We start from the raw sequence: 23111 nt of genomic DNA, 5'->3' as shown, positions 1-23111 counted from the left end.
AAAATATAGGAAAAAGGATAGCTGATTATCAACTATCCCTTTAATCGTATGAATGATGAGTTATTTATAAATATTCTTTTTCTTTAATATAGTTATAATTACCTTCGAATTTCTTTAAAGATTTGTTTTTTAATAAATAAGTAGTGTTAAATAATTTATTGAGAAAATAGATGTCATGTGAAACCGTAATAATTGAACCTTCATAATTTAATAGTGCGTCTTCAATGATTTCTTTTGCTTCTATATCTAAATGATTAGTGGGTTCATCCAAAATGAGTAAGTTATAATCAGTGTGTACAATTTGAGCCCATCTCAGTCTTATTTTTTCGCCACCACTTAAATCACCAACTTTTTTAAAAACATCTTTCCCATAAAACATAAAGTCAGCTAAAATATGTCGGGCTTCCGCTTCTGACACATTTACCTCTTCACGAAACTTATTTAATACGGTGTTGTTATCAGCATCATTCTCAAATTCATGTTGTGAAAGATAACCTATTTTTAAGTTGTTTGCCGTTTTAATAGTACCGTTATCAATTGAAACGACTCCTAAAATAATTTTCAATAAGGTAGATTTTCCAGTACCATTATCTCCAATTATAGCTATATGCTCGCCTCTTCTAACCAACATATTCACTTTTTCAAATAATAACTTATCATACGTTTTAGTGACATCTTCCATCTCTATGACTCTGTTAGAAACGCGTGTAGCATCTTCTAATTCCATCTTCATATTTTTTGAGTTGAGAATTGGTTTATCCAAACGTTTGATGCGATTTAATGATTTTTCCATGCTTTTAGCTCGACGATACATGGCAGCATTGGGAGGGTTAGATTGGCTGGCCCACATTCTTAATTGTTTTATAGACGCTTTCATTTTTTTTATTTTCTTTTGCTGTGTTTTATATGCTTCGAATTCAATTAATAATCTTTTTTCGCGTTCTTCTACAAAATATGAGTAGTTGCCATTATATGGATATAGATTTTTTTGATCGATTTCTATAATTTGATTTACTGTTTCATCTAAAAAATAGCGATCGTGTGAGACAACTACTGTAGCGCCGTGATAATTTTTTATATAATTGGTTAACCATTCAATAGATTTGAAATCAAGATGATTCGTTGGTTCGTCTAAGAGTAATAAATCTGTCGGCTTAATTAATATCTGAGCGATACCTACTTTTGTTCGTTCTCCACCAGATAAATCTTTCCACTGTGATTCAAGTAGATGAGTTATATTTAAGCCACTGGCTACTCTACGTATTTTAGCATCTATTTCATAGCCGCCATGTTCCTCATAATATGACTGCAAATTCCCATAGCGAAGCATTAATTCATCTATATCATTCACATCCATACTCATTTTTTCTTCTAATAATTTAAGTTGTTCAGAGATGATGTTTAATTCGCCGAATACTGATTTTAAACAAGTATAAACTTTTTCATTATCAGCATAATTAGGAATTTGATCTAAATAACCAATTTTTATATTTTTTTTCCAGCTTATAATACCTGTCGTGGGAGATTCTGACCCACATAGAAGTCTTAATAATGTTGTTTTTCCTTCACCATTTCGACCGACTAAGCCAATAGTGTCACCAGAATTGAGGGTTAGCTTAACATTGTCGAATAATGTTTCATCAAGAAACTTTTTAGTAACATCCGTAGCATTTAATATATTCAATTTCCTTCCTCCATATTATCTATAAGGAAGGAAATGTTAGTGTCCGTTCCTTATAGAGCGATTAATAACTTCAAAAAAGACATACTTCACCAATTTTGAAATTACAATCGAAAATTTGTTGCGAATGATTTGTAGAAATCTGCAACAAAATGCTATAAGAAACATTTCGACACCTCCTAAAATACAATTTATAGTCATTTTACATTAAACAACTGATTTCATAAAGCGGAACTCAAATAAAGTCATTTTACTTACTTAATATTGTTATGTATGATTAAAGTGTTCAAATTGCGGTAGGATAGACTTTCTGACATATAGATAGTGGAGAATGCCAATCAGATAAGTTTTTTAAAATAGAGAGGTGAGAAGGGCGTGTGCGCAATTCAAGAGATTGATTGTCGTATTGAAGCATGGATAGCACAGATTGCACGTAAGGTTGATATGATGTTGAATGATGTGGCTGTTGAAACAAAGAAGCATGATTTAGATTTAGTGACGAATATCGACAAGGAAGTTCAAGCTGATTTTACTAAGTTTATCGAAGAGAATTACCCAGAACATCAGATTATGGGTGAGGAAAAAAGTAACAGTGAAGTAGATATGTATCGTGGCTATGCTTGGGCGATAGATCCCATTGATGGAACAACCAATCTTGTTAAGCAAGGTAAAGATTATTGTTTAATTGTATGTTTATTCTACGATGGCGAGCCTTTACTAGCCTATACATATGAATTTTATCAACAGAAATTATATAAAGCTGTTCAAGGTCAAGGTGTGACGATTAATGGTGTGCCACTTCATGTAGACAAGTATCATCATCTCAACGATGCTTTGATTTCTATTGATCCAAAACGTGCGCGTTCCGAGTTATTAAAGGCATTGATTTCAAAATCGCATGGCTTTCGATTTATTGGTGCTGGTGGCATTGGTGCGTTGCGAACAATTACAGGGGATTTCGGAGCAAGTATCGATATGGGCGCAAACCTGTGGGATATGAGTGCGCAATTATTATATGCGAAAGAGTTAGGACTAATTGTGACAGACATTCAAGGCAACGCTATCGATTTAAATCACGTTAAGGGTGCAATTATTGCGCATCCAGATATTCACGAAGACATTATCAATATTATAAAAACGTATCAATAAAATAATCCTGCCATATACCGGCACTTACACGTAACGGTTGATGTGGCAGGATTTTTATTAATATTAGGAAAGTTATGGCTTTGATTGCTCAATATCAAGCCTAAAAAGTGTCATTGTTTAAGGTTTAATCGCAAATGCACGTACTGGGAAACCAGGTGCGTCTTTCGGTTTCGGACTAATCGCGTAAATGACTGCACCACGCGTTGGTAATTGGTCTAAATTCGTTAACAATTCAAGTTGGAATGTGTCTTGTCCAAGAATATAGCGTTCTCCAACAATATCTCCATTTCTTGCAGTATCTACCGACGCATCTGTGTCGAATGTTTCGTGGCCAATTGATTTTACGCCACGTTCTTCGATTAAGAACTTCAAGGCGTCTAATCCCCAACCCGGTAAATGTTGATTACCTTCAGCATCTTTATTTTCAAATTGTTCAATATCTGGCCAACGTTTTGACCAATCTGTACGTAATGCTACAAACGTGCCTTCTTCAATACGTCCGTTTTTAGCTTCCCATGCCTCTAAATGGTCACGTGTGACGATGAAGTCAGCATTTTCTGCAGCTTCTTTTGAAAAGTCTAAAACGATAAGGGGCAATACTAATTCTTTTAAGTCTAAATCTTCCAAGTAACGTTTATTCTCAACAAAGTGAATAGGGGCATCAATGTGTGTACCATATTGAGTGACAATATTCCAACGTTGCACGTAAAAGCCGTGCTCTTTGACTGTGAAAAGAGTAGAAACTTCACCTTTTTCAAATTCACTAAAGCGAGGTATTTCCGGGTCAAAGGTATGTGTTAAATCCACCCAAGTTGCTTCTTTCAGTTGATTTAGTTGATTCCATAATGGATAGTTTGGCATGTAAAACACCTCCAATTGTTATTCTATGTTGATTATGGCAGTGGCTGACTGAACCGACTCATCGCTTTAGGAAAAGCTCGCTTCAGTTCTAGTCATCTGTGCCGGGGCCGTACGACGAAATCACAAGTGATTTCTGTACGGCTCCCTGCTCCCTCCTACGCGGGTTTGTTTTGGTTATTTGATGCACGTTTTTTACGAACTGTATTTACAAGTACAGTTAGAGCATCTTTTACTTCATCTTCTTTACGTGTTTTTAAGCCGCAGTCTGGGTTAACCCAGAAAAGTGAACGGTCAATTTGTTGTAAAGAACGATCGATTGCTGTAGCGATTTCATCCTCAGTAGGGATACGTGGACTATGAATATCATAAACACCTAAGCCAATACCTAAATCGTAGTTAATATCTTCAAAATCTTTGATTAAATCACCGTGGCTACGTGATGTTTCAATAGAAATTACATCAGCATCTAATTCATGGATAGCATGGATGATTTGACCAAATTGAGAATAACACATATGCGTATGAATTTGCGTTTCATCTTGTACTGAAGATGTTGCTAATTTGAATGAATTTACTGCATCTGCAAGATATTGTTCATGGTATTCAGAACGTAATGGTAAACCTTCACGTAGTGCAGGTTCATCGACTTGGATTACTTTTATACCCGCTTCTTCTAGCGCTAATACTTCTTCGTCAATGGCTAAAGCGATTTGGTCTTGAACGACTTTACGTGGTACATCTACACGTTCGAATGACCAGTTCAAGATAGTTACAGGACCAGTTAGCATACCTTTAACTGGTTTGTCAGTTAAGCTTTGTGCATATACTGTTTCTTTGACTGTTAATGGTTCAGTCCATTTTACATCTCCGTAAATCACTGGTGGTTTAACTGCGCGTGAACCATATGATTGTACCCATCCAAATTTTGTTACTAAGAAACCTTGAAGTTTCTCTCCAAAGAATTCAACCATGTCATTACGTTCGAATTCACCATGCACTAATACATCTAAACCGATATCTTCTTGGATTTTAATCCAACGTGCAATTTCACTTTCTAAGAAGTTGTTATAGGCTTCATCTGAGATACGTTTGTTTTTCCAATCGGCACGATATTTACGTACTTCCTGTGTTTGTGGGAATGAACCAATTGTTGTTGTTGGTAAGTCAGGTAAGTGTAAGCGTGCGTCTTGTGCTTTTTTACGCTCAGGGAAAGGTGATTTACGGCTTGTCGGTACACTGTCAAAATCATACTCTAAGTTTTTGAATGACTGACTTTGGAAACGTTCATAACGTGCTTTTAATTTGTCATATTTTGCGCTGTCGTTCTGGTTAAATAGTCGACGTAGCGCGTCTAATTCATCTAACTTTTCAGTGGCAAAACTTAAACCTTCTTCGATTGATTGCTCTAAAGTTTCATCATCTAATGATACTGGAACGTGTAATAAAGATGATGAAGGTTGGATAACGATATGTTTTGCGTGTCCTTGTAACGTTTCGATTAATTTTTTCTTAGCTTCGATATCTGCAGCCCACACGTTACGGCCATCAATAATACCTGCATATAATGTTTTAGATGAATCGAAGTCACCTGATTCAATTTGTTTTAAGTTATAACCGTTGTCGTGTACAAAGTCTAATCCTAAACCACCAACTGGTAATGAACTTAAGAATTTAACATTGGCACGTTCGAAGTAAGTTTGAATGACTAATTTGTCAGCTAAACCTGCTTTATCAAAGTAGTCATAAGCTTCTCTAGTAATAGCTTCATAAGCTTCGCTTTCATCAGTAACTAATACTGGTTCATCAACTTGGATATACTCTGCACCAGCGTCAACTAATGCTTGAAGCACTTCTTTATATAATGGTAATAGTGTTTGAACTTTCTCTTCGAATGATTGATGACCACCTTTAGACAGTTTCACAAAAGTAATAGGTCCTACAATCACAGGGTGTGCATTAACGTTAAGGGATTTCGCATAGTTAAAACGATCTAATAAAACGTTGTGATTTACTTTAGGTTCAACATTATCCCATTCAGGAACAATATAGTGGTAATTTGTGTTGAACCATTTAATTAATGCACTCGCGACATGTTCTTTATTACCACGAGCAATATCGAATAATAAATCATCGTTAACTTCGCGACCTTGAAAACGTTCAGGGATGATGTTGAATAATAATGATGTATCGAGAATGTGATCATACAATGAGAAGTCGCCGACAGGTACACTGTCTAAATTATAGTGCTTTTGTAATAGTAAATTTTCTCTATGTAGGTCACTTATCTTTTGATCTAATTCTGCTTTATCGATTTTTTTAGCCCAATAGCTTTCGATGGCTTTTTTCCATTCTCTTTTTCTACCTAATCTTGGGAATCCTAAATTTGAAGTTGTAATTGTTGTCATGATATTGCCTCCTTGTTTTGGGTAATTGCTTTAGAATATGCTGCGAGTTCTAATGAATAATCGATACGTTGGAATGGTGTGATAATATATAAACCATTGAAATACTCATGCACTGTATCAATCAATTCTTTAGAAAGTCTCAAACTTAATGCTTTTGTTTTTTCTTTATCATCTTTTACTGCTTTAAATTGGCTTAATACGTCTTCAGACATTTTAATACCAGGCACTTCGTTATGTAGGAAAAGTGCGTTGTTATAGCTTGCGATAGGCATGATACCTATAAATAGAGGGACATTAAGATGTTTCGTCGCCTCATATACTTCTTTAATTTTTTCTTTGCTATACACAGGTTGTGTAATGAAGTAATTCATACCGGCAGCTACTTTTTTCTCAAGGCGTTTTACTGCACCGTCAAGTTTGCGTACATTAGGGTCAAATGCACCAGCGATGTTGAAGTTTGTATGTTTCTTCAGCGCATCACCATCAGTATTAATACCTTGATTGAATCTTAATGCTAATTCGGTTAATCCTTTTGAATTTACGTCGTAGACATTCGTGGCACCGGGTAGGTGGCCTACTTTTGAAGGGTCACCTGTAATCGCTAAAATTTCATTAACGCCAATAAGCGATAAGCCAAGTAAGTGTGATTGCAAGCCAATCAAATTACGATCTCGACATGTAATATGCACGAGGGGTTCAATGTTATAACGTTGGCGTATGATGCTCGCTGCAGCGATATTGCTAACACGTACAGTAGCAAGTGAATTGTCAGCGAGGGTAACAGCATCAATGTTCGCTTCGTCAAGTTTGCCAATATTCTCAAAGAAGAGATCTGTATCTAAATGTTTAGGTGTATCGAGTTCGACAATAACTGTTGGTCCGTTTTTAACTTTTGTTGTTAAATTATGTTTATACGTATGTGTGACTGCTCGATTTGTCTGACGATTGATCGGAATGACGTTTTTATTTTTAACAGGCTTTAAATCTTTTACAGATGATTTGATATATGCAATGTGTTGTGGTGTTGTGCCACAACATCCTCCAATTAATCTCACACCCTCATTAATAAGTTCTTGTGCGACATCTCCGAAATATTGTGCATTATCGCTATACTTAAATTCGCTATTCTCAATATCCAGTAAACTTGCGTTTGGATAGCATGATAAGTAAGCCGTTTCTGGTAACTCAATATGTGAAAATGAGCGTTGCATATGGTGTGGACCGTGATGGCAATTTAATCCAACAACATTGGCGCCACAAGCAACTAATTGCTGTAAAGCTTTATTGATTTCAGTACCATCGACTAAGTAATTCGTATTTGAAGCGGTCAATTGCGCGATGATAGGTATATCGTATTTACGACGTGTTGTTGTAACAATATTTGTCAGTTCTTCTAAGTCGTAGTAAGTTTCGAATAATAACCCATCGACACCTTCTTCAACGAGTGTATCGATTTGATTTTCAGCGTGATACTGAATGGTGGACAAAGGCAATTCCTCTTGCTGTAAACTTCTGAAACCACCTACTGTGCCAAGTATGAAAGTATCAGGTCGTGCGGCACGTTTTGCGATGGCTACAGCTGCCTTATGAATGTCCTTTACTTTATGTTCCAAGCCAAAGCGTCTTAGCTTTTCAAAGTTAGCACCATACGTGTTGGTCTGGATAATATCGGCACCGGCCTCTATATAAGAACGATGTATAGACTCTACTTTTTCTGGATGTGTTAAGTTATAAGCTTCTGGACATGTATCTAAACCCTCTGAATAGAGAATTGTTCCCATTGCACCGTCAGCTACTAAAACGTTGTTCTGTAATTGATTCAATAATCGACTCATTGAAAGCCTCCTTTAATGCGTAGTTGAGGTCAGCAATTAATTCTTGAGGTTGTTCTAGACCTACGCTTAATCGGAATAAGCCAAAGGTAATGCCACGTTCATTTCGAACATCTTCAGGAACAGCAGCATGTGACATTGTGGCCGGATGAGATAATATCGTTTCTACACCCCCAAGACTTACTGAAACTAAGGGTAAAGTTAAAGCATCTACAAAGTCTTGTGCTTTCGTTTCATCTTTTAATCGGAATCCAATCACGGCACCACCGCTATTTGCCTGTGATAAGTGTAATGAACTGTTTCCTGGATAATATACTTCGGCAATTTCTTCTCTTTCTTTTAAAAATGCTACAAGTTTCTCCGCATTTGATGTTGATTGTTTAAACCGCACAGGTAATGTTTTTAAGTGTTTGGCTAATGTCCAACTATCATGCGCTGACAATGCAGTGCCCGTACCATTCTGTAAAAGATATAATGCATCAGCGACGTCTTTACGATTTGTAATGGCAGCGCCTGCGATAATATCGCTGTGGCCACCTAAAAATTTAGTAGCTGAATGAACCACAATATCAGCGCCAAGTGCAAGTGGTGATTGACCCAACGGTGTCATAAATGTGTTATCTACTGCTAAAAGTAAGTGATGACGCTTAGCAATCGCCGCTACTGCACGTATATCTGTAATTTTGAAACAAGGATTGGATGGTGTTTCAACGTAGATGAGTTTGGTATTCGGCTGAATCGCACGCTCAATTTCTTTAGGTTGTGTAGCATTAACAGTCGTAAATTGAATATCAAAGCGATTTAAAATTTGTTCTGTAAGTCTGAATGTACCACCGTATACATCATCAGGAAGAATGACGTGATCATTTGCTTTTAATGTTAGTAATACCGCTGAAATTGCTGCGATACCTGAGGCGTACGCAAATGCATATTGTCCTCCTTCAAGTTTCGCTAATTTCTCTTCAAGAAGTTGGCGGTTTGGATTGCCGCTTCTGGCATAATCAAATTTTGCATTGCCACCAAGCACCTTTTGATGAAATGTTGAAGAGTCATAAAGTGGTGGGTTTGCTGAATCGTAATCTACACCTCTGTGTTCATCAAAAATAACTTCGGTTTCTTTTGATAAGCTCATGAAATCACTCCTACTTTAGAATTCTCCAATGCTCGTAAAATATCTGACTCAATGTCGTTATAATCTTCAATACCAATGGATAAGCGTATAAGGTGTTCATCTATGCCACGTTTATCTTTTTCTTCATCCGGCATATCGACATGCGTTTGTGTGTATGGGAAAGTAATGAATGTTTCTGTTCCACCTAGACTTTCTGCGAAGATACAGATTTCTAAATTTTCCAAAAATTTAGCAACGCTAAAGTCTTTATTTAGACGTAAACTCAGCATGCCCGTTTTACCACTGTACAGCACTTCGTCTATAGCACTAGAAACTTTACATCGCTCGGCTAACTTTTTAGCGTTTGCCTCTGACCGTTCAATACGTAAATGTAATGTTTTTAAACCACGTTGTAATAAATAACTATCGATAGGAGACAATGTTGCTCCAATCATGTTATGCAATTGTCCAAGTTGCTCAGCTAATGATCCATCTTTAACAGTTACAACCCCAGCTAATACATCATTGTGACCGCCAATATATTTAGTTGCTGAATGGAGTACAATGTCTGCACCGTCTTCTAAAGGCGTTGATAAATAAGGTGTTAAAAACGTGTTGTCGATAATTGTTAATAGATTATGCTGTTGACTTAAGATGTAATAAGGGTCAACGTCAATTTCGATCATTTGTGGATTCGAAATAGGTTCTATGAAAAGTGCCTTTGTATTGGGCGTAATAGCGTTAACAACTTCTTCATAATTTAGGAAATCAACATATTTAAATTTGATACCATATTGTTTTTCATAAAAGTCAAATAATCTAAATGTACCACCATATAAGTCGAAAGCGACTAATATTTCATCACCTGGTTGAAACAAGTTACATATGAGTTGTACTGCAGCCATGCCACTTGAAGTGGCAAATGAAGCAATACCTCCTTCTAATTTCGCAAAGGATTCTTCAAATGCAGAACGTGTTGGATTCTTTGTTCTTGTATAATCATAGCCTGTTGACTGACCAAGGTGAGGATGTTGATATGCAGTAGACAAATAGATAGGGTTGGCTATTGCGCCAGTAATATCTTTAGTTAATGATATTTGTGCTAATTGAGTATCTTTCATGTCAAATCCTCCATTCAATTTTTTGTCCAATAAAAAAAGCTCCCGTCCTTTAAACCCGATATGCATCGGATGTAAAGGACGAAAGCCTGTTTCGCGGTACCACCTTTATTTATTACTTTATTGCTAAAGTAACCTCAAACAGTACGCCATTTTGTGAATAAAAGTGTACTGAGATAGTGGACGCTAATTTAATCGTTATGTGACACTTTAGTCGAATGAAAGGTTCACATTAAAAAACTCATTTAACTTGATTATAAGTAAATGAGTATTAACGATGATTAGCGACGTCTAGAATTCCAGTACGCCATTAAACAATAAATGTTAATACTGTATCGCTATAACGGGCGAACCCGTTGACACCTCGTATTGGCATCAACACTCAAAGGCCATTTTCAAACTTTCTTTCAATGTCTCTTCTCAGCTTTGGAGACTCTCTGTATTAGCAGTGTAAGTTCTACTTTCCTTATTACAGTGTGTAATTTGTGTTTTTTTAAGTTAATTCATAGCTTACAGACCTAAATTACATTTGTCAATAACTTTTCTGAAAATTAAGATTATAAAGGTAATTCAGAAAACGCTTAAAGTATTGATAATATAGCGATATTTCTACATAAAAAAATTTAATTTTTTCATTTCATTTGTCTAATTTACTTGTTAAACCTATTCTATATTTTTTAAAATAAATAAGTACTAAAAAATGCGTGCCATTGAATTTATAATGTAAAAATAAGTTGGTTTGCTGTGATTACAAAAGACGAGTTCTTAGATAATGATCCAAATACGATATTAATAATGGCTTAGAGGGGTGAAAATAGTGAGTCATAATCAAGATGAGCGATTGGCGATAAGTCAAAATGAACAAATTCAAAAAATTGATCTTTCTAAAATTAAAGCCAATCCATATCAACCTCGTAAAACATTTGACGATGATAGATTAAGTGATTTAGCAATGTCAATACAAACTCATGGTGTATTACAGCCCATTGTATTGTGTCAGACTGTACAGGGCTACTATATAGTTGTTGGCGAAAGACGATTTAGAGCATCTCAATTAGCAGGGTTAACCGAGATACCTGCCATTATTAAAGAATTGTCCGATTCTGACATGATGGAATTAGCAATTATCGAGAATTTACAAAGAGAAGATCTCAATGCCATTGAAGAAGCTGAAAGTTACCAGCGCCTCATGAATGATTTAGGATTAACACAACAAAAAGTAGCGGAACGACTAGGCAAATCACGACCATATATCGCAAATATGCTAAGATTGCTAAATTTACCCAAAGATATTTCGAATCAAGTCAAAGAAGGTGCGTTATCTAGTGCACATGGACGCACGTTGTTAGGCATTAAAGATGTCACTATGATGAAAAAGATAAGCCAACAAGCCATACGTGAAAATTGGAGTGTTAGATATCTTGAACAGGTTGTAAATGAATTACAAGACGGTGGGCAGTCTAAAAAAAGCAAAGCAACAACGCAAATAAAACCTATGTTTATTCAAAAGCAAGAACGTCGACTAAAAGAAAAGTTTGGGTCTAAAGTAGACATTTCAACTAGCAAGAATATAGGTAAAATAACATTTGAATTCAAAACAGAAGAAGAATTTAAACGACTCATTCAAAAACTCAATGACGAAGTATGATACGTAATCAATCGTATTGATAGAGTGATACTCTATGAAAGAGTGAGTTAAGATGTGTTACATCTTAGGCTTTGCCAAGGAAATAAGTAATAAAATAAAGCTTAAGACGGATACATATTGCGCAATAAATGAGTATAATAATTTAATTATAGAAAAGTTGAATAGGGAGGTTACTATTACATGAATCAGGTCAAAAATGTATTGTCTTCATTATTTGAACCTTTAACTAAAATAGAAACATATGAAAATTTATCTATTAAAATAGCACTAATTATCATATATATTATTGTTGCACTTATCGTCATAGCAATATTAAACAAAGTAATTGAACAAGCATTTAAAATTCAAAATCGCAGTAGCAAAGGTAATAAGAAACGTTCTCGAACGCTTATTTCGCTTGTGCAAAACGTAGTGAGCTACATTGTTTGGTTCATTGTGATTACTACTATCTTAAGTAAATTTGGAATTAGTGTTGAAGGTATCATCGCCAGTGCCGGTGTTGTCGGTTTAGCTGTTGGTTTCGGTGCTCAAACGATTGTTAAAGATATCATCACTGGTTTCTTTATTATATTTGAAAATCAATTTGACGTTGGCGATTATGTTAAAATCAATAGCGGTGGTACAACAGTAGCAGAAGGAACAGTAAAATCTATTGGCTTAAGATCAACACGAATTAACACAATCACTGGTGAATTAACGATTTTACCGAATGGTAGTATGGGAGAAATTACTAATTTCTCTATTACTAATGGTTTCTCTATAGTAGAAATTCCGGTATCTGTAGAAGAAAACTTAGACAAGGTAGAAAAGCGTCTAAATAAACTATTTACTGCAATGCGTAGCAAATATTACTTATTTATCACTGATCCAGTCGTAGAAGGTATTGATTCGTTGGATGAAACTAAAGTAACGTTTAGAATATCTGCTGAAACTATTCCAGGTGAAGGGGTATCCGGCTCAAGAATATTACGTAAAGAAATTCAAAGAGTATTTGTTCAAGAAGGTATTAAATTACCACAACCAATTTATATTAAAAATAATAATCAACAAGGCAAATCTTAATTATTATTGAGGGGTAATTTCATGACGTCAAATTATGGAATAAATGATATAGTAGAAATGAAAAAGCAACATGCATGTGGAACTAATCGATTTAAAATTATTCGTATGGGTGCTGATATTCGCATCAAATGTGAGAATTGTCAACGAAGTATTATGATTCCACGTCAAACGTTCAATAAAAAATTAAAGAAAATATTAGTATCAAATCAAGATACTGAAGGTTAGGAGAATGATTAATGGCTTTAACAGCAGGAATCGTAGGATTGCCGAACGTAGGTAAATCTACATTATTTAATGCAATAACAAAAGCGGGAGCATTAGCCGCTAACTATCCATTCGCAACAATTGATCCAAACGTAGGTATCGTAGAGGTGCCAGATTCACGTTTAAATAAATTAACAGAAATGGTTAAACCTAAAAAAACTATTCCTACAACTTTTGAGTTTACTGATATTGCAGGTATTGTTAAAGGTGCTTCTAAAGGTGAAGGTTTAGGAAACAAATTCCTTTCACATATTCGTGAAGTAGATGCAATTTGCCAAGTTGTACGTGCATTTGATGATGAAAATGTAACGCACGTATCAGGACGCGTAAATCCTTTAGACGATATTGAAGTTATTAATATGGAATTAGTATTAGCAGACTTAGAATCAGTTGAAAAACGTTTGCCTCGAATTGAAAAAATGGCGCGTCAAAAAGATAAAACTGCTGAAATGGAAATGAGAATTCTATCTAGAATCAAAGAAGCACTTGAAAATGGCGATCCTGTACGTAGCTTAGACTTCAATGAAGAAGATCAAAGATACGTTAACCAAGCACAATTACTAACGTCTAAGAAAATGTTATATATTGCCAATGTTGGAGAAGACGAGATTGGTGATGAAGATAACGATAAAGTAAAAGCAATTCGAGAATATGCAGCAAAAGAAGATTCTGAAGTTATCGTTATTAGTGCAAAAATCGAAGAAGAAATCGCTACATTAGATGACGAAGATAGAGAAATGTTCTTAGAAGATTTAGGCATTGAAGAACCAGGACTAGACGTACTTATCAGAACAACATATGATTTATTAGGTTTATCAACATACTTTACTGCAGGTGTACAAGAAGTGCGTGCTTGGACGTTCAGACAAGGTATGACAGCACCACAATGTGCAGGTATTATTCACACTGACTTTGAACGTGGATTTATCCGTGCCGAAGTGACAAGTTATGATGACTATGTTGAGCATGGCGGCGAACAAGGTGCTAAAGAAGCGGGTAAACAACGTTTAGAAGGTAAAGAATATATTATGCAAGATGGCGATATCGTTCACTTTAGATTTAACGTTTAATAATCACATCCAATTATTATAGCGATATGCATAGTAAAAATTAAATATTTGATAAAAAAATAAAAAGCAATGTAAGTTTCGCTTGGCTTGAATGACAGGAGACTTACATTGCTTTTTTTATATTGTTTATTTCATTATATCTTAAAAGAACGGTATAACTTTACTTGCTTCAATAATATCTTTGGTGCTAAAAAACTGTTTACCTTCTCCAGTGTATGCAGGTTCAAGAATCATATTGGCTTTCGCACAATATAACCATTCTGGATTGATACCGCAATTTAAGACTTCTTGAAATTCTTGAAAATCTTTATTCCAATCTAAATCTAATTGCATGTTTTACACCTCGACTATATTATAGAACAAGTGTTCGTAAAAATAAAGTGTTATGTATAAATTTTTTAACTAGTAAACCAATCAGCAGTAACATTCGCATCTATGTAATTAGCATCAACGTTTTGGTTTAGTTCAGGGGCATAGTAACTATCTGTGTATTGCCATAAAACTTTCTCTCTATTAGGTTCTTGCTCTTGATAAGCTGCTAACCAATAACCATCATAGGCACTTACAGCATTCGGAACGTTGTTGGTCATAAAGTTCTCATAAGAATAAAATAATACTTTTTTATTCCCTGCAAGTTGTTTCATTTCATCAGCCCAAGCTTTTGTAGCAGTGTCAGCATCACCAGAAGTGATTGAATTTTGTTCAAAATCATTTACATAGAATGAAGCTTTAGGTGCACGACTATAAAGCGTTTGAGCTTCATTTCGAGCATCATCAGCATTTTCATACAGGCTATATGAATAGACGCCGAATTTCATATTATTTTTATCTAATAAAGCTGAATTATTCTCCAAACATTGATCAACATATTCAGAACCATATTGACCTCTGATAATGATGAAATTATAATCTTTTTTTAGTTGTTTAACTTGCGAATCCGTTAAGTTTCCTTGCCATTCTGAAATATCTAACACACGATCGCCATTTTGTGTTGTGATTACTTTAGATTTTGTTGAAAAGGTTGAACGGTTACTAGTAGCGTTGCTTTGTTCATTGGGATGATTTTTTAGATATTTTTGATATCCATACCCCATCGTTCCTTTTTGGCTACCTTCAGTCTGTTCAGAAGCGTTTGCATTTAACGCACCTATAGAAGTCGCCATAATAGTTAAACATGCAATAGATGATGTTGTTTTCTTGAACATTTGAGCTCTCCTTTAGATATTTTATTTTTTAAAAATAATATTAATATGCAAAATGCAGTTGTGATGGTAGTACAAAAACTAATGATTCGCAACTTTATAATTGACACGACACATATGTTGAAAAATAAGATTATAAACAATGTAAATTAGCGGAACTGATGCTGAATAAAATATATTGTAAAAAGTAATACTCTGTGCTATAATTCTTGATTGTGAGTAATGAAAATTATTCCTTGCTTATCGTTAGTATTCGATAGGCCGCATAGACCACAAGGAGGTGCAAGTATAAAATGAGAACATATGAAATTATGTATGTCGTACGTCCAAACATTGAAGAAGATGCTAAAAAAGCAGTTGTTGAACGCTTCAACGGTATCTTAGCTTCAGAAGGATCAGAAGTTTTAGAAGAAAAAGACTGGGGTAAACGCCGTCTTGCTTATGAAATTGAAGATTTCAAAGAAGGTTTCTATAACATCGTACGCATTAAAACTGATAACAACAGAGCCACAGACGAATTCCAACGTTTAGCTAAAATCAGTGACGATATCATCCGTTATATCGTTATCCGTGAAGACCAAGATAAGTAATAAATTAATGGGGGCGTTTTAATGATAAACAGAGTTGTATTAGTAGGTCGTTTAACTAAAGATCCAGAATACAGAACCACTCCCTCAGGCGTAAGTGTAGCGACATTTACTCTAGCAGTTAATCGTACTTTCACGAATGCTCAAGGGGAACGCGAAGCTGACTTCATCAATGTTGTTGTATTTAGAAGACAAGCAGAGAATGTGAATAATTATTTATTCAAAGGTAGTCTAGCTGGCGTTGATGGTCGCATACAATCACGCAGTTATGAAAATCAAGAAGGTCGTCGTATCTTTGTTACTGAAGTTGTAGCAGATAGTGTTCAATTCCTTGAACCTAAAAATGCTCAAGGTGGCCAACGTAATCAAAGTAATAACAATGATTTCCAAGACTACGGTCAAGGATTTGGTGGTCAACAATCAGGACAAAATACATCTTACAATAACAATAATTCATCAAATAATAAACAATCTGATAATCCATTTGCAAACGCAAACGGACCGATTGATATTAGTGATGATGACTTACCATTCTAATAACAAAATGAACGTATAAAAAAATATTCCAAAGGAGGTAATTAACCATGGCAGGTGGACCAAGAAGAGGCGGACGTCGTCGTAAAAAAGTATGCTATTTCACAGCAAATGGTATTACACACATTGACTATAAAGACACTGAATTATTAAAACGTTTTATCTCAGAACGCGGTAAAATTTTACCACGTCGTGTAACTGGTACTTCAGCTAAATATCAACGTATGTTGACTACAGCTATCAAACGTGCTCGTCATATGGCTTTATTACCATATGTTAAAGACGAAAACTAATATATAAGTATTGGTTAAACCCCGTAGGCTTAAGGCTTATGGGGTTACTTTTTTGCTTTGAATTTTAGGGAAAGGACAGAAAAAGGATATAATAATAATTTTACATTAAACACTAAGTTGTACTATATCAAGAAAATCCCCACCGATACTAAATTAATAATTTAGCTTGAAGGGGATTCGATATTATAAATACTAATATTTTATTGTCATTAAATCATTATTTTAAATGATCAACGGCATACTGTGCTTCTTCTTCAGTAAATTTGAAACCATCTTTAGAAGACAACATATCCTTAATATCTGATTTAGAAGTATCGCCATCTTTAGATAAAGATTTTGCTCTTTCTAGTGCATTCTCTTTGTAGTCTACTTTTACATTATCGGCAGCATATTTTGCTTCATCTTCTGTGAAATCGTCGTATTCTACTAACTTATTATAAAGTTCACTTTTTGATTCGATAGAGTCTTGCATATATCGTTGGGCATTTTTTAATGCATTCTTTTTAAAATCCGTCTTCAAATGTTTCATTGCGTAATCTGCTTCATCTTTCGTAAATTGACGCCCATCTTTAGACGTAAGTTCGTCTTCAAGTTGCGATTTTGAAGAATAAGATTGGTCACTAATATGTTTTGCTGTTTCTAATGCATTTTCTTTATAGTCAATTTTTGCATGCTTCATTGCATAATCTACTTGTTCACTAGTAAATTGACCTGAATTTTCATCATTTTTAAGATAATCAGTTAATTCTTTTTTCGAAAAATGTAAGTTATCACTACTTTCTTCTGCAGTTTTTAACGCATTTTCCTTATAATCTACATCTTTTAAATGATTAACAGCATATTTAGCTGTACTAGAATTAAATTTATCACCACTACTAGAAGTCAATTGATTATAGATACCTTTTTTAGACATGTACATTGATTTAGCATAAGTTTCAGCACGTTGCAAAGCTTCTTCTTTATCATTCCCGCCAGTTTTACGAGAGTTACCTTCTTGTTTGGATTCATGCGTTGCATTTTCACTATCACTTGATGAAATTGAGTCTGAGACTTTCATAAAAATCACACAAGCTGCTAGTACTAATATAATTAAAATAACTAGACAGCCACAACCGGCGCCGCATCCAATAAGCCAATATTTCCCTTTATTCGAACTATTGGAATCATCGTTTTGAGTACTTTCATTATTACTCACACTTTCATTTTTATCTTGATTATATATATTGGTTTCTTGTGATTGTTCTTGGGATGAATTGGTATTATTTGGTGGCTCTTCATTAAACGCCATTAAAATATCCTCCTTGTAGTTGGTTAACACTTATTACAATCATACATAAATTAAAAATTACATACAATAGCTATTAAATTTATTTTATGACATTAATTTAAATTCAAGTCATTATATCGTGATTAATTTTATTTAAAACGAAAAATATGATAAAAAAGCCTGTCATACACTAAATATATAGTATGACAGGCATTTAATAGAAATTATAAACGAATATCGATATCGTCAATTTGCTGTTGATATTCTTTGTATTTACTTTCGACTAACATTTGGTAAGGTGTGTCAAAGAAGTCTGCAAGAATCATTGCATCTTTAAACTTAGGTTCGTGTTGATGATTTTCCCATTCCCATAATTGATGGGGTTCATAATGTGTACCATATTTTTTATTAATTAATTCTGTTAATTCGTTAATTTCAAGATTTCGTTTAGTTCTTAAATTAAAAAGTGTATGTGAACTCATGAAACATAACCTCCTAAAAAACAAGTTTGAATTTAAATTATTTTTACTTACTTTCCAATTTAATTAATTATAAGTAAATAATTGAGTCTTTTATATACAACCTAAGTTATTTAACTATACTAGTCTTGTTCACAATAATTATCAAGTCTTTTAGCTGATAAATATTAATTATGTTATCTTTATTTCAAAAAATATAAATAAAGGAGAAATTTATAATGAAAATATTTGATTCGCATTTTCATATCATTGATTATGATTTTCCGGTGAAGGAAAATAACGGCTATATACCTCCATCATTTAAGGTTAATGACTATTTAAATCATACTCAGCAATTAAATGTTGTTGGTGGCGCAATTTTATCAGGGTCATTTCAAGGATTTGACCAAGATTATTTAATATCGGCTTTAAATCAACTTCAGGGTTAATTTGTTGGGATAACGCAGCTACCTGCCTCAACATCTGACGATGAAATTCTTCGATTACATGATGAAGGAGTTAGAGCTATTCGATTTAATGTTAAACGTGGTGGGTCTGAAGATATAGCGCTTATTAAGACGTTTGCGTAAAGAGTCTATGATTTAGTTGGCTGGCATTCTGAAATATATATTGAATCCAAACAATTAAAAGATTATAAAGAAATTATAAGTTCGTTACCTAAAGTATCAATCGATCATCTTGGCTTGACCGTAGAAGGTTTTGAAGATTTAAAAGCATTAGTCAAACAAGGTGTTTATGTTAAAGCAACAGGATTTGGACGTATAGAAGTTGAGCCTATTGCAGCCATTAAGGAACTGATTGACATTAATCCTGATGCCATTATGTTTGGTACAGATTTACCTTCCACGCGAGCAAAGCGCCCTTTTAGTGAACAAGATATTGAGTTAATTCAAAAGCATTTTGATGAAGAGACACAAGAGAAGATCTTTTATAAAAATACATTAAAATTTTACAGAATTTCAGAATGAAAATCGAATTTGTAGTAGTGGAAAACGAATATATAAATTATCCATAATTTTTATAATGAGATTTGATATAAGTTTAAATAAAAATATAATAAAATTATATCCTAATGTTTATTCATATTGATGCGTGGTATATAAAAGAAGTATACAAAAATAGAAGATGTAAGGAGAGTTCTGAATATGGGCTTTATTGTTATGTTAATAGTCGGAGGATTAATCGGCTGGGTTGCCGGTATGATCATGGGTAAAGATATTCCAGGTGGTATCATCGGTAACATTATCGCTGGTTTAATCGGTTCAGCTGTAGGTAGTAAATTGTTAGGTACTTGGGGACCTGTATGGGGTGGCGTACCAATCATTCCAGCACTAATCGGTGCAATTATTGTTATTTTCGTTGTTTCTTTAATTTTAAAAGCACTTAGAAAATAATAGCCATATTAAGAGTCTGGGACATAAACCCTAGAGAAATAGCCAGTAAATGAGTTTTAACAAATTCATTTACTGGCTTCTTTATTTACAATACTCCGTATTGTTGGCTCGCTTTCTTAGGGGACAGCTTCAGCCTGTAGTCTTCAGCTTGTCCTGTTCCCTCAAGAGTCTCGCCAAAATACTTTGTATTTATATGTAATTTTACATTGTAATACTTTAAAAAAATAAAGCACTTTCGTATAATTTAATAAACATCACTAAACTAAATTAACGAGGTGCCTTATGTATAAAAATTATAACATGACTCAACTTACTCTACCAATGGAAACTTCAGTTCTTATCCCCACAAATGATATTTCACGACATGTAAATGATATTGTTGAAACAATTCCTGACAATGAATTCGACGAATTCAGACATCACCGTGGTGCAACTTCGTACCATCCTAAAATGATGTTAAAAGTGATTCTATATGCCTACACACAATCTGTATTCTCAGGTCGTAAAATAGAAAAAATGCTTAATGATAGCATCCGAATGATGTGGCTATCACAAAATCAAAAACCTTCTTATAAAACAATTAATCGATTTAGAGTAAATCCAAAAGTAGATGCTTTATTAGAATCTTTATTTATTCAATTTTACAGTCAGTGTGTAAAACAAAATCTTATAGATGATAAAGCTATTTTTATTGATGGTACAAAAATTGAAGCAAATGCCAATCGATATACATTTGTATGGAAAAAGAGTATTCAAAACCATGAATCAAAGATGAATGAGGATTCTAAAGCCCTCTACCATGAATTGGTAACCAATAAAATCATACCGGAAATTAAAGAAGATCATGATAATGAATTAACAAAAGAAGAAATAGATTTGATTGGTAGTCACTTAGATAAAGAAATCGAAGATTTAAACCAACATATCAACAATGAAAAATGTACTAAAACAAGAAAACAAATACGTCTCAAAAGAACTAAAATCAAAAAATACAAAAAGCAAATCAATGATTATTTTGAGCGAAAGTATCGATACGAATTTCAAAAATCTATTTTAAAGGATAGAAATAGTTATTCTAAGACAGATCATGATGCGACATTTATGAGAATGAAAGAAGATCACATGAAAAATGGACAACTTAAGCCAGGGTATAATTTACAAATAGCGACAAATTCCCAATTTGTTTTATCTTATAATGTGTATCAAAATCCAACGGATACTAGAACGATGATTCCATTTTTAAATTCAATTCAAGAGACCTACGGTCATTTACCTGAATATATTGTAGCTGATGCAGGTTATGGTAGTGAATCAAATTATAAGGCAATTATAGATGACTTTAATCGAACGCCACTCATAACATATGGAATGTTTATAAAAGATAAAACTAAAAAATATAAAAGTGACATCTTTAATACTCAAAATTGGAACTATGACGAAATTAATGACGAATTCATTTGTCCGAATAATAAACGGCTAGGTTTTAAAAGATATGCCTATCGTCATGATAAGTATGGTTATAAGCGAGACTTCAAATTATATGAATGTGATGATTGTTCAGAATGTCCTCTGAAAAATCAATGTATGAACTTCAATTCAAAAACAAACAAAAAAATAATGAAGAATTATAACTGGGAATATTTTAAATCCCAAATTAACAAAAAGCTTTCAGAACCAGAAACAAAAAATATCTACAGTCAAAGAAAAATTGATGTGGAACCTGTTTTTGGATTTATGAAGGCTATTTTGGGTTTCACTCGGATGTCTGTCCGAGGACTCAATAAAGTCAAAAGAGAACTTGGTTTTGTATTAATGGCACTTAATATAAGAAAAGTAGTAGCTCAACGAGCTGAAAATAATCAAAAAATTTATAAAAAAGACAATTTCTATATTATTTCAATAGAAATTGTCTTTTTTCACTTATCCAAGAACTTTATGTCCCGGACTCTTTGATTGAAAATATGTTAAAAATGCCTGGGTACAATCGGGGTACAAAACGCAAAAAATGTATACCTTTTTAAAATCTCTGTATCCCTTGAAATGTCTGGCTTCGCCAGACCATACATTTTTTAATGTATGCAAATTTCCCTTATGCTCTTACAAAGAATTTGGAGCCAATTCAAAATTCGGTGGTTTTTTGAAAGAAATTGCTCCTGCAGGAACTAAAAAAGTTGATGATTTTTTGAGCCATTTTATGCAAAATTTTAGTTTGCATATAGCTGGTCAGTGTCTAAAAATCGTCACTGGTTTTGCTCAAATTTTTGTTTGTGAAATTAAAATATATTTATTTGGCTCTCATTTGCGTTTTAAGAGCCAATATAAGTTTTTGGGTATAAAAAACTATATAAATAACTCTAATTTTTCAAAATTCTCCTTTAAAATTAAAAATAAAAGCATAAAGTGATAAATAAATAAAATTATTGAATTTTGTTGTTTATAACAATTTCTTTTTTCGCTAAATTTAATATATTTTTAACTAAAGTAAGGGTCATATTTTTAGGATGAATGGTATATAATATTTTATATAATATTAAAACAAAGGAGATTAAATTATGAAAAAAGTTACTGGTTTGGTAGTAAGTATTGTTTTTTTAATTACTTTATCTGCTTGTGGAGCTGAAAAAACTAAAACATTTGTTGGAGAAGAATCTAATGTGAAAATGGAGGTAACTTATACATATAAAGGGGACGAAATAATTAAACAAAAATCTGTAAATACTTTGAAATATAGCGATTTTAGTCTGAATGATGATACATCTAAAAAAATAATGAAGGAAGCAATAGAGAAAGAAAGTAAAAAAATGCAAGACGTTAAAGGCGTAAAGGAAACTGTTAAAGAGAATGATGAAGGGATTGTAGAAACTATAACTATAGATTTAAAAAATGCTGATATTGATACTTTAAAATCTAAAGATATTGTTAGTATGTCTGGTAATACAGGGAATGGTTTTAGTATGAAGAAAACTGAGAAGGAAATGAAAAAAGAAGGTTTTAAAGAAAAAGAAGACTAATTTTGACTTAATATATTTTATACACTTGGAATAACGTTAGCAAAAAGCTGGCGTTATTTTTTATTTTTAATGACTTTTATAATTAAAATGTTCAACAGGAATGATTGCTCAAATTTTTCAAAATATTGCCTTAAAATTAAAAA

The 23111-nt window shown here is 33.5% G+C and carries 22 protein-coding genes and 1 pseudogene; 13 read left to right on the top strand and 10 right to left on the bottom strand.

The features are described from left to right. Positions 1–64: 64 nt before the first annotated feature. Positions 65–1684, bottom strand: a complete 1620-nt coding sequence (gene abc-f, locus EQ029_RS12030; protein ID WP_057504829.1) for a ribosomal protection-like ABC-F family protein — start codon at positions 1682–1684, stop codon at positions 65–67. 372 nt (positions 1685–2056) lie between these two features. On the opposite strand from abc-f, the gene EQ029_RS12025 reads away from it, so the two are divergent. Then, positions 2057–2830, top strand: coding sequence for an inositol monophosphatase family protein (locus EQ029_RS12025; RefSeq protein WP_011276879.1), 774 nt, complete (start codon positions 2057–2059; stop codon positions 2828–2830). A 117-nt stretch (positions 2831–2947) separates the two neighbouring features. Here EQ029_RS12025 and EQ029_RS12020 read toward each other — a convergent pair whose 3' ends face one another. From EQ029_RS12020 to EQ029_RS12000, 5 genes are all read right to left on the bottom strand, one after another. Next, a complete protein-coding gene (locus EQ029_RS12020; protein WP_037559660.1) occupies positions 2948–3691 on the bottom strand; it encodes a cyclase family protein in 744 nt (247 codons plus the stop codon). A 155-nt stretch (positions 3692–3846) separates the two neighbouring features. Next, complete coding sequence (gene metE / locus EQ029_RS12015; RefSeq protein ID WP_011276877.1) at positions 3847–6096, bottom strand: 5-methyltetrahydropteroyltriglutamate--homocysteine S-methyltransferase; 2250 nt, start codon at positions 6094–6096, stop codon at positions 3847–3849. Beyond that, positions 6093–7931 (bottom strand): bifunctional homocysteine S-methyltransferase/methylenetetrahydrofolate reductase, encoded by a 1839-nt coding sequence (locus tag EQ029_RS12010; RefSeq protein WP_011276876.1) that lies wholly within the window; start codon positions 7929–7931, stop codon positions 6093–6095. Before EQ029_RS12010 ends, metE begins: the two co-directional genes overlap by 4 nt. Beyond that, positions 7885–9060 (bottom strand): cystathionine beta-lyase MetC, encoded by a 1176-nt coding sequence (gene metC / locus EQ029_RS12005; RefSeq protein ID WP_037559657.1) that lies wholly within the window; start codon positions 9058–9060, stop codon positions 7885–7887. The genes EQ029_RS12010 and metC overlap by 47 nt, the downstream gene beginning before the upstream one ends. Next, positions 9057–10160 (bottom strand): PLP-dependent transferase, encoded by a 1104-nt coding sequence (locus EQ029_RS12000; RefSeq protein WP_011276874.1) that lies wholly within the window; start codon positions 10158–10160, stop codon positions 9057–9059. Before EQ029_RS12000 ends, metC begins: the two co-directional genes overlap by 4 nt. An 814-nt stretch (positions 10161–10974) precedes the next feature. Between EQ029_RS12000 and EQ029_RS11995 the strand changes: the two genes are divergently transcribed. The 4 genes from EQ029_RS11995 (at position 10975) to ychF (ending at position 14201) form a co-directional block, all read left to right on the top strand. After that, positions 10975–11805, top strand: coding sequence for a ParB/RepB/Spo0J family partition protein (locus EQ029_RS11995; RefSeq protein WP_057504828.1), 831 nt, complete (start codon positions 10975–10977; stop codon positions 11803–11805). A gap of 180 nt (positions 11806–11985) precedes the next feature. Further along, positions 11986–12867, top strand: coding sequence for a mechanosensitive ion channel family protein (locus tag EQ029_RS11990; protein WP_037559655.1), 882 nt, complete (start codon positions 11986–11988; stop codon positions 12865–12867). Between the two features lie 21 nt (positions 12868–12888). After that, positions 12889–13092 carry a DUF951 domain-containing protein gene (locus tag EQ029_RS11985; RefSeq protein WP_011276871.1) on the top strand — a complete coding sequence of 68 codons (204 nt, stop codon included), beginning with the start codon at positions 12889–12891 and terminating at the stop codon, positions 13090–13092. 11 nt (positions 13093–13103) lie between these two features. Then, positions 13104–14201: a redox-regulated ATPase YchF gene (gene ychF / locus EQ029_RS11980; RefSeq protein WP_011276870.1), complete on the top strand. Its 1098-nt coding sequence runs from the start codon at positions 13104–13106 to the stop codon at positions 14199–14201. A 141-nt stretch (positions 14202–14342) separates the two neighbouring features. Here ychF and EQ029_RS11975 read toward each other — a convergent pair whose 3' ends face one another. Both EQ029_RS11975 and EQ029_RS11970 read right to left on the bottom strand, forming a co-directional pair. Beyond that, positions 14343–14534 (bottom strand): hypothetical protein, encoded by a 192-nt coding sequence (locus EQ029_RS11975; protein WP_011276869.1) that lies wholly within the window; start codon positions 14532–14534, stop codon positions 14343–14345. A gap of 65 nt (positions 14535–14599) precedes the next feature. Then, on the bottom strand, positions 14600–15406 hold the full coding sequence (locus EQ029_RS11970; protein ID WP_033079913.1) for a glycoside hydrolase family 25 protein: 807 nt from the start codon (positions 15404–15406) through the stop codon (positions 14600–14602). Between the two features lie 290 nt (positions 15407–15696). Between EQ029_RS11970 and rpsF the strand changes: the two genes are divergently transcribed. Genes rpsF through rpsR form a run of 3 tightly spaced genes read left to right on the top strand, consistent with a single transcriptional unit; the run spans position 15697 to position 16817 of the window. Further along, positions 15697–15993, top strand: coding sequence for a 30S ribosomal protein S6 (gene rpsF, locus EQ029_RS11965; protein ID WP_011276867.1), 297 nt, complete (start codon positions 15697–15699; stop codon positions 15991–15993). Positions 15994–16014: 21 nt separating this feature from the next. Continuing rightward, positions 16015–16527 (top strand): single-stranded DNA-binding protein, encoded by a 513-nt coding sequence (gene ssb / locus EQ029_RS11960; protein ID WP_011276866.1) that lies wholly within the window; start codon positions 16015–16017, stop codon positions 16525–16527. A gap of 47 nt (positions 16528–16574) precedes the next feature. Then, positions 16575–16817: a 30S ribosomal protein S18 gene (gene rpsR, locus EQ029_RS11955; RefSeq protein ID WP_002447994.1), complete on the top strand. Its 243-nt coding sequence runs from the start codon at positions 16575–16577 to the stop codon at positions 16815–16817. Between the two features lie 217 nt (positions 16818–17034). Here rpsR and EQ029_RS11950 read toward each other — a convergent pair whose 3' ends face one another. Both EQ029_RS11950 and EQ029_RS11945 read right to left on the bottom strand, forming a co-directional pair. Next, positions 17035–18105, bottom strand: a complete 1071-nt coding sequence (locus EQ029_RS11950; RefSeq protein WP_052151825.1) for an Ltp family lipoprotein — start codon at positions 18103–18105, stop codon at positions 17035–17037. A gap of 203 nt (positions 18106–18308) precedes the next feature. Beyond that, positions 18309–18566 carry a hypothetical protein gene (locus EQ029_RS11945; protein ID WP_011276864.1) on the bottom strand — a complete coding sequence of 86 codons (258 nt, stop codon included), beginning with the start codon at positions 18564–18566 and terminating at the stop codon, positions 18309–18311. Positions 18567–18781: 215 nt separating this feature from the next. Between EQ029_RS11945 and EQ029_RS11940 the strand changes: the two are divergent. The 5 genes and pseudogenes from EQ029_RS11940 to EQ029_RS11920 all read left to right on the top strand — a co-directional run bounded on the left by EQ029_RS11940 (position 18782) and on the right by EQ029_RS11920 (position 22968). Next, positions 18782–19531, top strand: a pseudogene (locus EQ029_RS11940) (amidohydrolase family protein). A gap of 177 nt (positions 19532–19708) precedes the next feature. Then, the gene (locus EQ029_RS11935) at positions 19709–19957 is read left to right on the top strand and encodes a GlsB/YeaQ/YmgE family stress response membrane protein (RefSeq protein ID WP_011276862.1); all 249 of its coding nucleotides are present in this window, start codon (positions 19709–19711) and stop codon (positions 19955–19957) included. 282 nt (positions 19958–20239) lie between these two features. Next, positions 20240–21910 carry an IS1182 family transposase gene (locus EQ029_RS11930; protein ID WP_053022020.1) on the top strand — a complete coding sequence of 557 codons (1671 nt, stop codon included), beginning with the start codon at positions 20240–20242 and terminating at the stop codon, positions 21908–21910. A 184-nt stretch (positions 21911–22094) separates the two neighbouring features. Next, on the top strand, positions 22095–22361 hold the full coding sequence (locus EQ029_RS11925; protein WP_053020042.1) for a hypothetical protein: 267 nt from the start codon (positions 22095–22097) through the stop codon (positions 22359–22361). Between the two features lie 148 nt (positions 22362–22509). Next, positions 22510–22968 carry a DUF1307 domain-containing protein gene (locus EQ029_RS11920; RefSeq protein WP_016931397.1) on the top strand — a complete coding sequence of 153 codons (459 nt, stop codon included), beginning with the start codon at positions 22510–22512 and terminating at the stop codon, positions 22966–22968. Positions 22969–23111: the final 143 nt, after the last annotated feature.

It is taken from the genome of Staphylococcus haemolyticus, from assembly GCF_006094395.1.
GTDB lineage: Bacteria > Bacillota > Bacilli > Staphylococcales > Staphylococcaceae > Staphylococcus > Staphylococcus haemolyticus.
The sequence above is the reverse complement of the archived record's forward strand: the minus strand, read 5'-3'. Positions and strand labels throughout refer to the sequence as shown.

Bases quoted from the DNA above. Each gene is read 5' to 3' on its own strand.
- EQ029_RS12020 (WP_037559660.1), bottom strand. From the start codon at position 3,691: ATGCCAAACTATCCATTATGGAATCAACTAAATCAACTGAAAGAAGCA.
- metE (WP_011276877.1), bottom strand. From the start codon at position 6,096: ATGACAACAATTACAACTTCAAATTTAGGATTCCCAAGATTAGGTAGA.
- EQ029_RS12010 (WP_011276876.1), bottom strand. From the start codon at position 7,931: ATGAGTCGATTATTGAATCAATTACAGAACAACGTTTTAGTAGCTGAC.
- metC (WP_037559657.1), bottom strand. From the start codon at position 9,060: ATGAGCTTATCAAAAGAAACCGAAGTTATTTTTGATGAACACAGAGGT.
- EQ029_RS12000 (WP_011276874.1), bottom strand. From the start codon at position 10,160: ATGAAAGATACTCAATTAGCACAAATATCATTAACTAAAGATATTACT.
- EQ029_RS11990 (WP_037559655.1), top strand. From the start codon at position 11,986: ATGAATCAGGTCAAAAATGTATTGTCTTCATTATTTGAACCTTTAACT.
- EQ029_RS11985 (WP_011276871.1), top strand. From the start codon at position 12,889: ATGACGTCAAATTATGGAATAAATGATATAGTAGAAATGAAAAAGCAA.
- ychF (WP_011276870.1), top strand. From the start codon at position 13,104: ATGGCTTTAACAGCAGGAATCGTAGGATTGCCGAACGTAGGTAAATCT.
- EQ029_RS11975 (WP_011276869.1), bottom strand. From the start codon at position 14,534: ATGCAATTAGATTTAGATTGGAATAAAGATTTTCAAGAATTTCAAGAA.
- EQ029_RS11970 (WP_033079913.1), bottom strand. From the start codon at position 15,406: ATGTTCAAGAAAACAACATCATCTATTGCATGTTTAACTATTATGGCG.
- rpsF (WP_011276867.1), top strand. From the start codon at position 15,697: ATGAGAACATATGAAATTATGTATGTCGTACGTCCAAACATTGAAGAA.
- ssb (WP_011276866.1), top strand. From the start codon at position 16,015: ATGATAAACAGAGTTGTATTAGTAGGTCGTTTAACTAAAGATCCAGAA.
- rpsR (WP_002447994.1), top strand. From the start codon at position 16,575: ATGGCAGGTGGACCAAGAAGAGGCGGACGTCGTCGTAAAAAAGTATGC.
- EQ029_RS11950 (WP_052151825.1), bottom strand. From the start codon at position 18,105: ATGGCGTTTAATGAAGAGCCACCAAATAATACCAATTCATCCCAAGAA.
- EQ029_RS11945 (WP_011276864.1), bottom strand. From the start codon at position 18,566: ATGAGTTCACATACACTTTTTAATTTAAGAACTAAACGAAATCTTGAA.
- EQ029_RS11935 (WP_011276862.1), top strand. From the start codon at position 19,709: ATGGGCTTTATTGTTATGTTAATAGTCGGAGGATTAATCGGCTGGGTT.
- EQ029_RS11930 (WP_053022020.1), top strand. From the start codon at position 20,240: ATGTATAAAAATTATAACATGACTCAACTTACTCTACCAATGGAAACT.
- EQ029_RS11920 (WP_016931397.1), top strand. From the start codon at position 22,510: ATGAAAAAAGTTACTGGTTTGGTAGTAAGTATTGTTTTTTTAATTACT.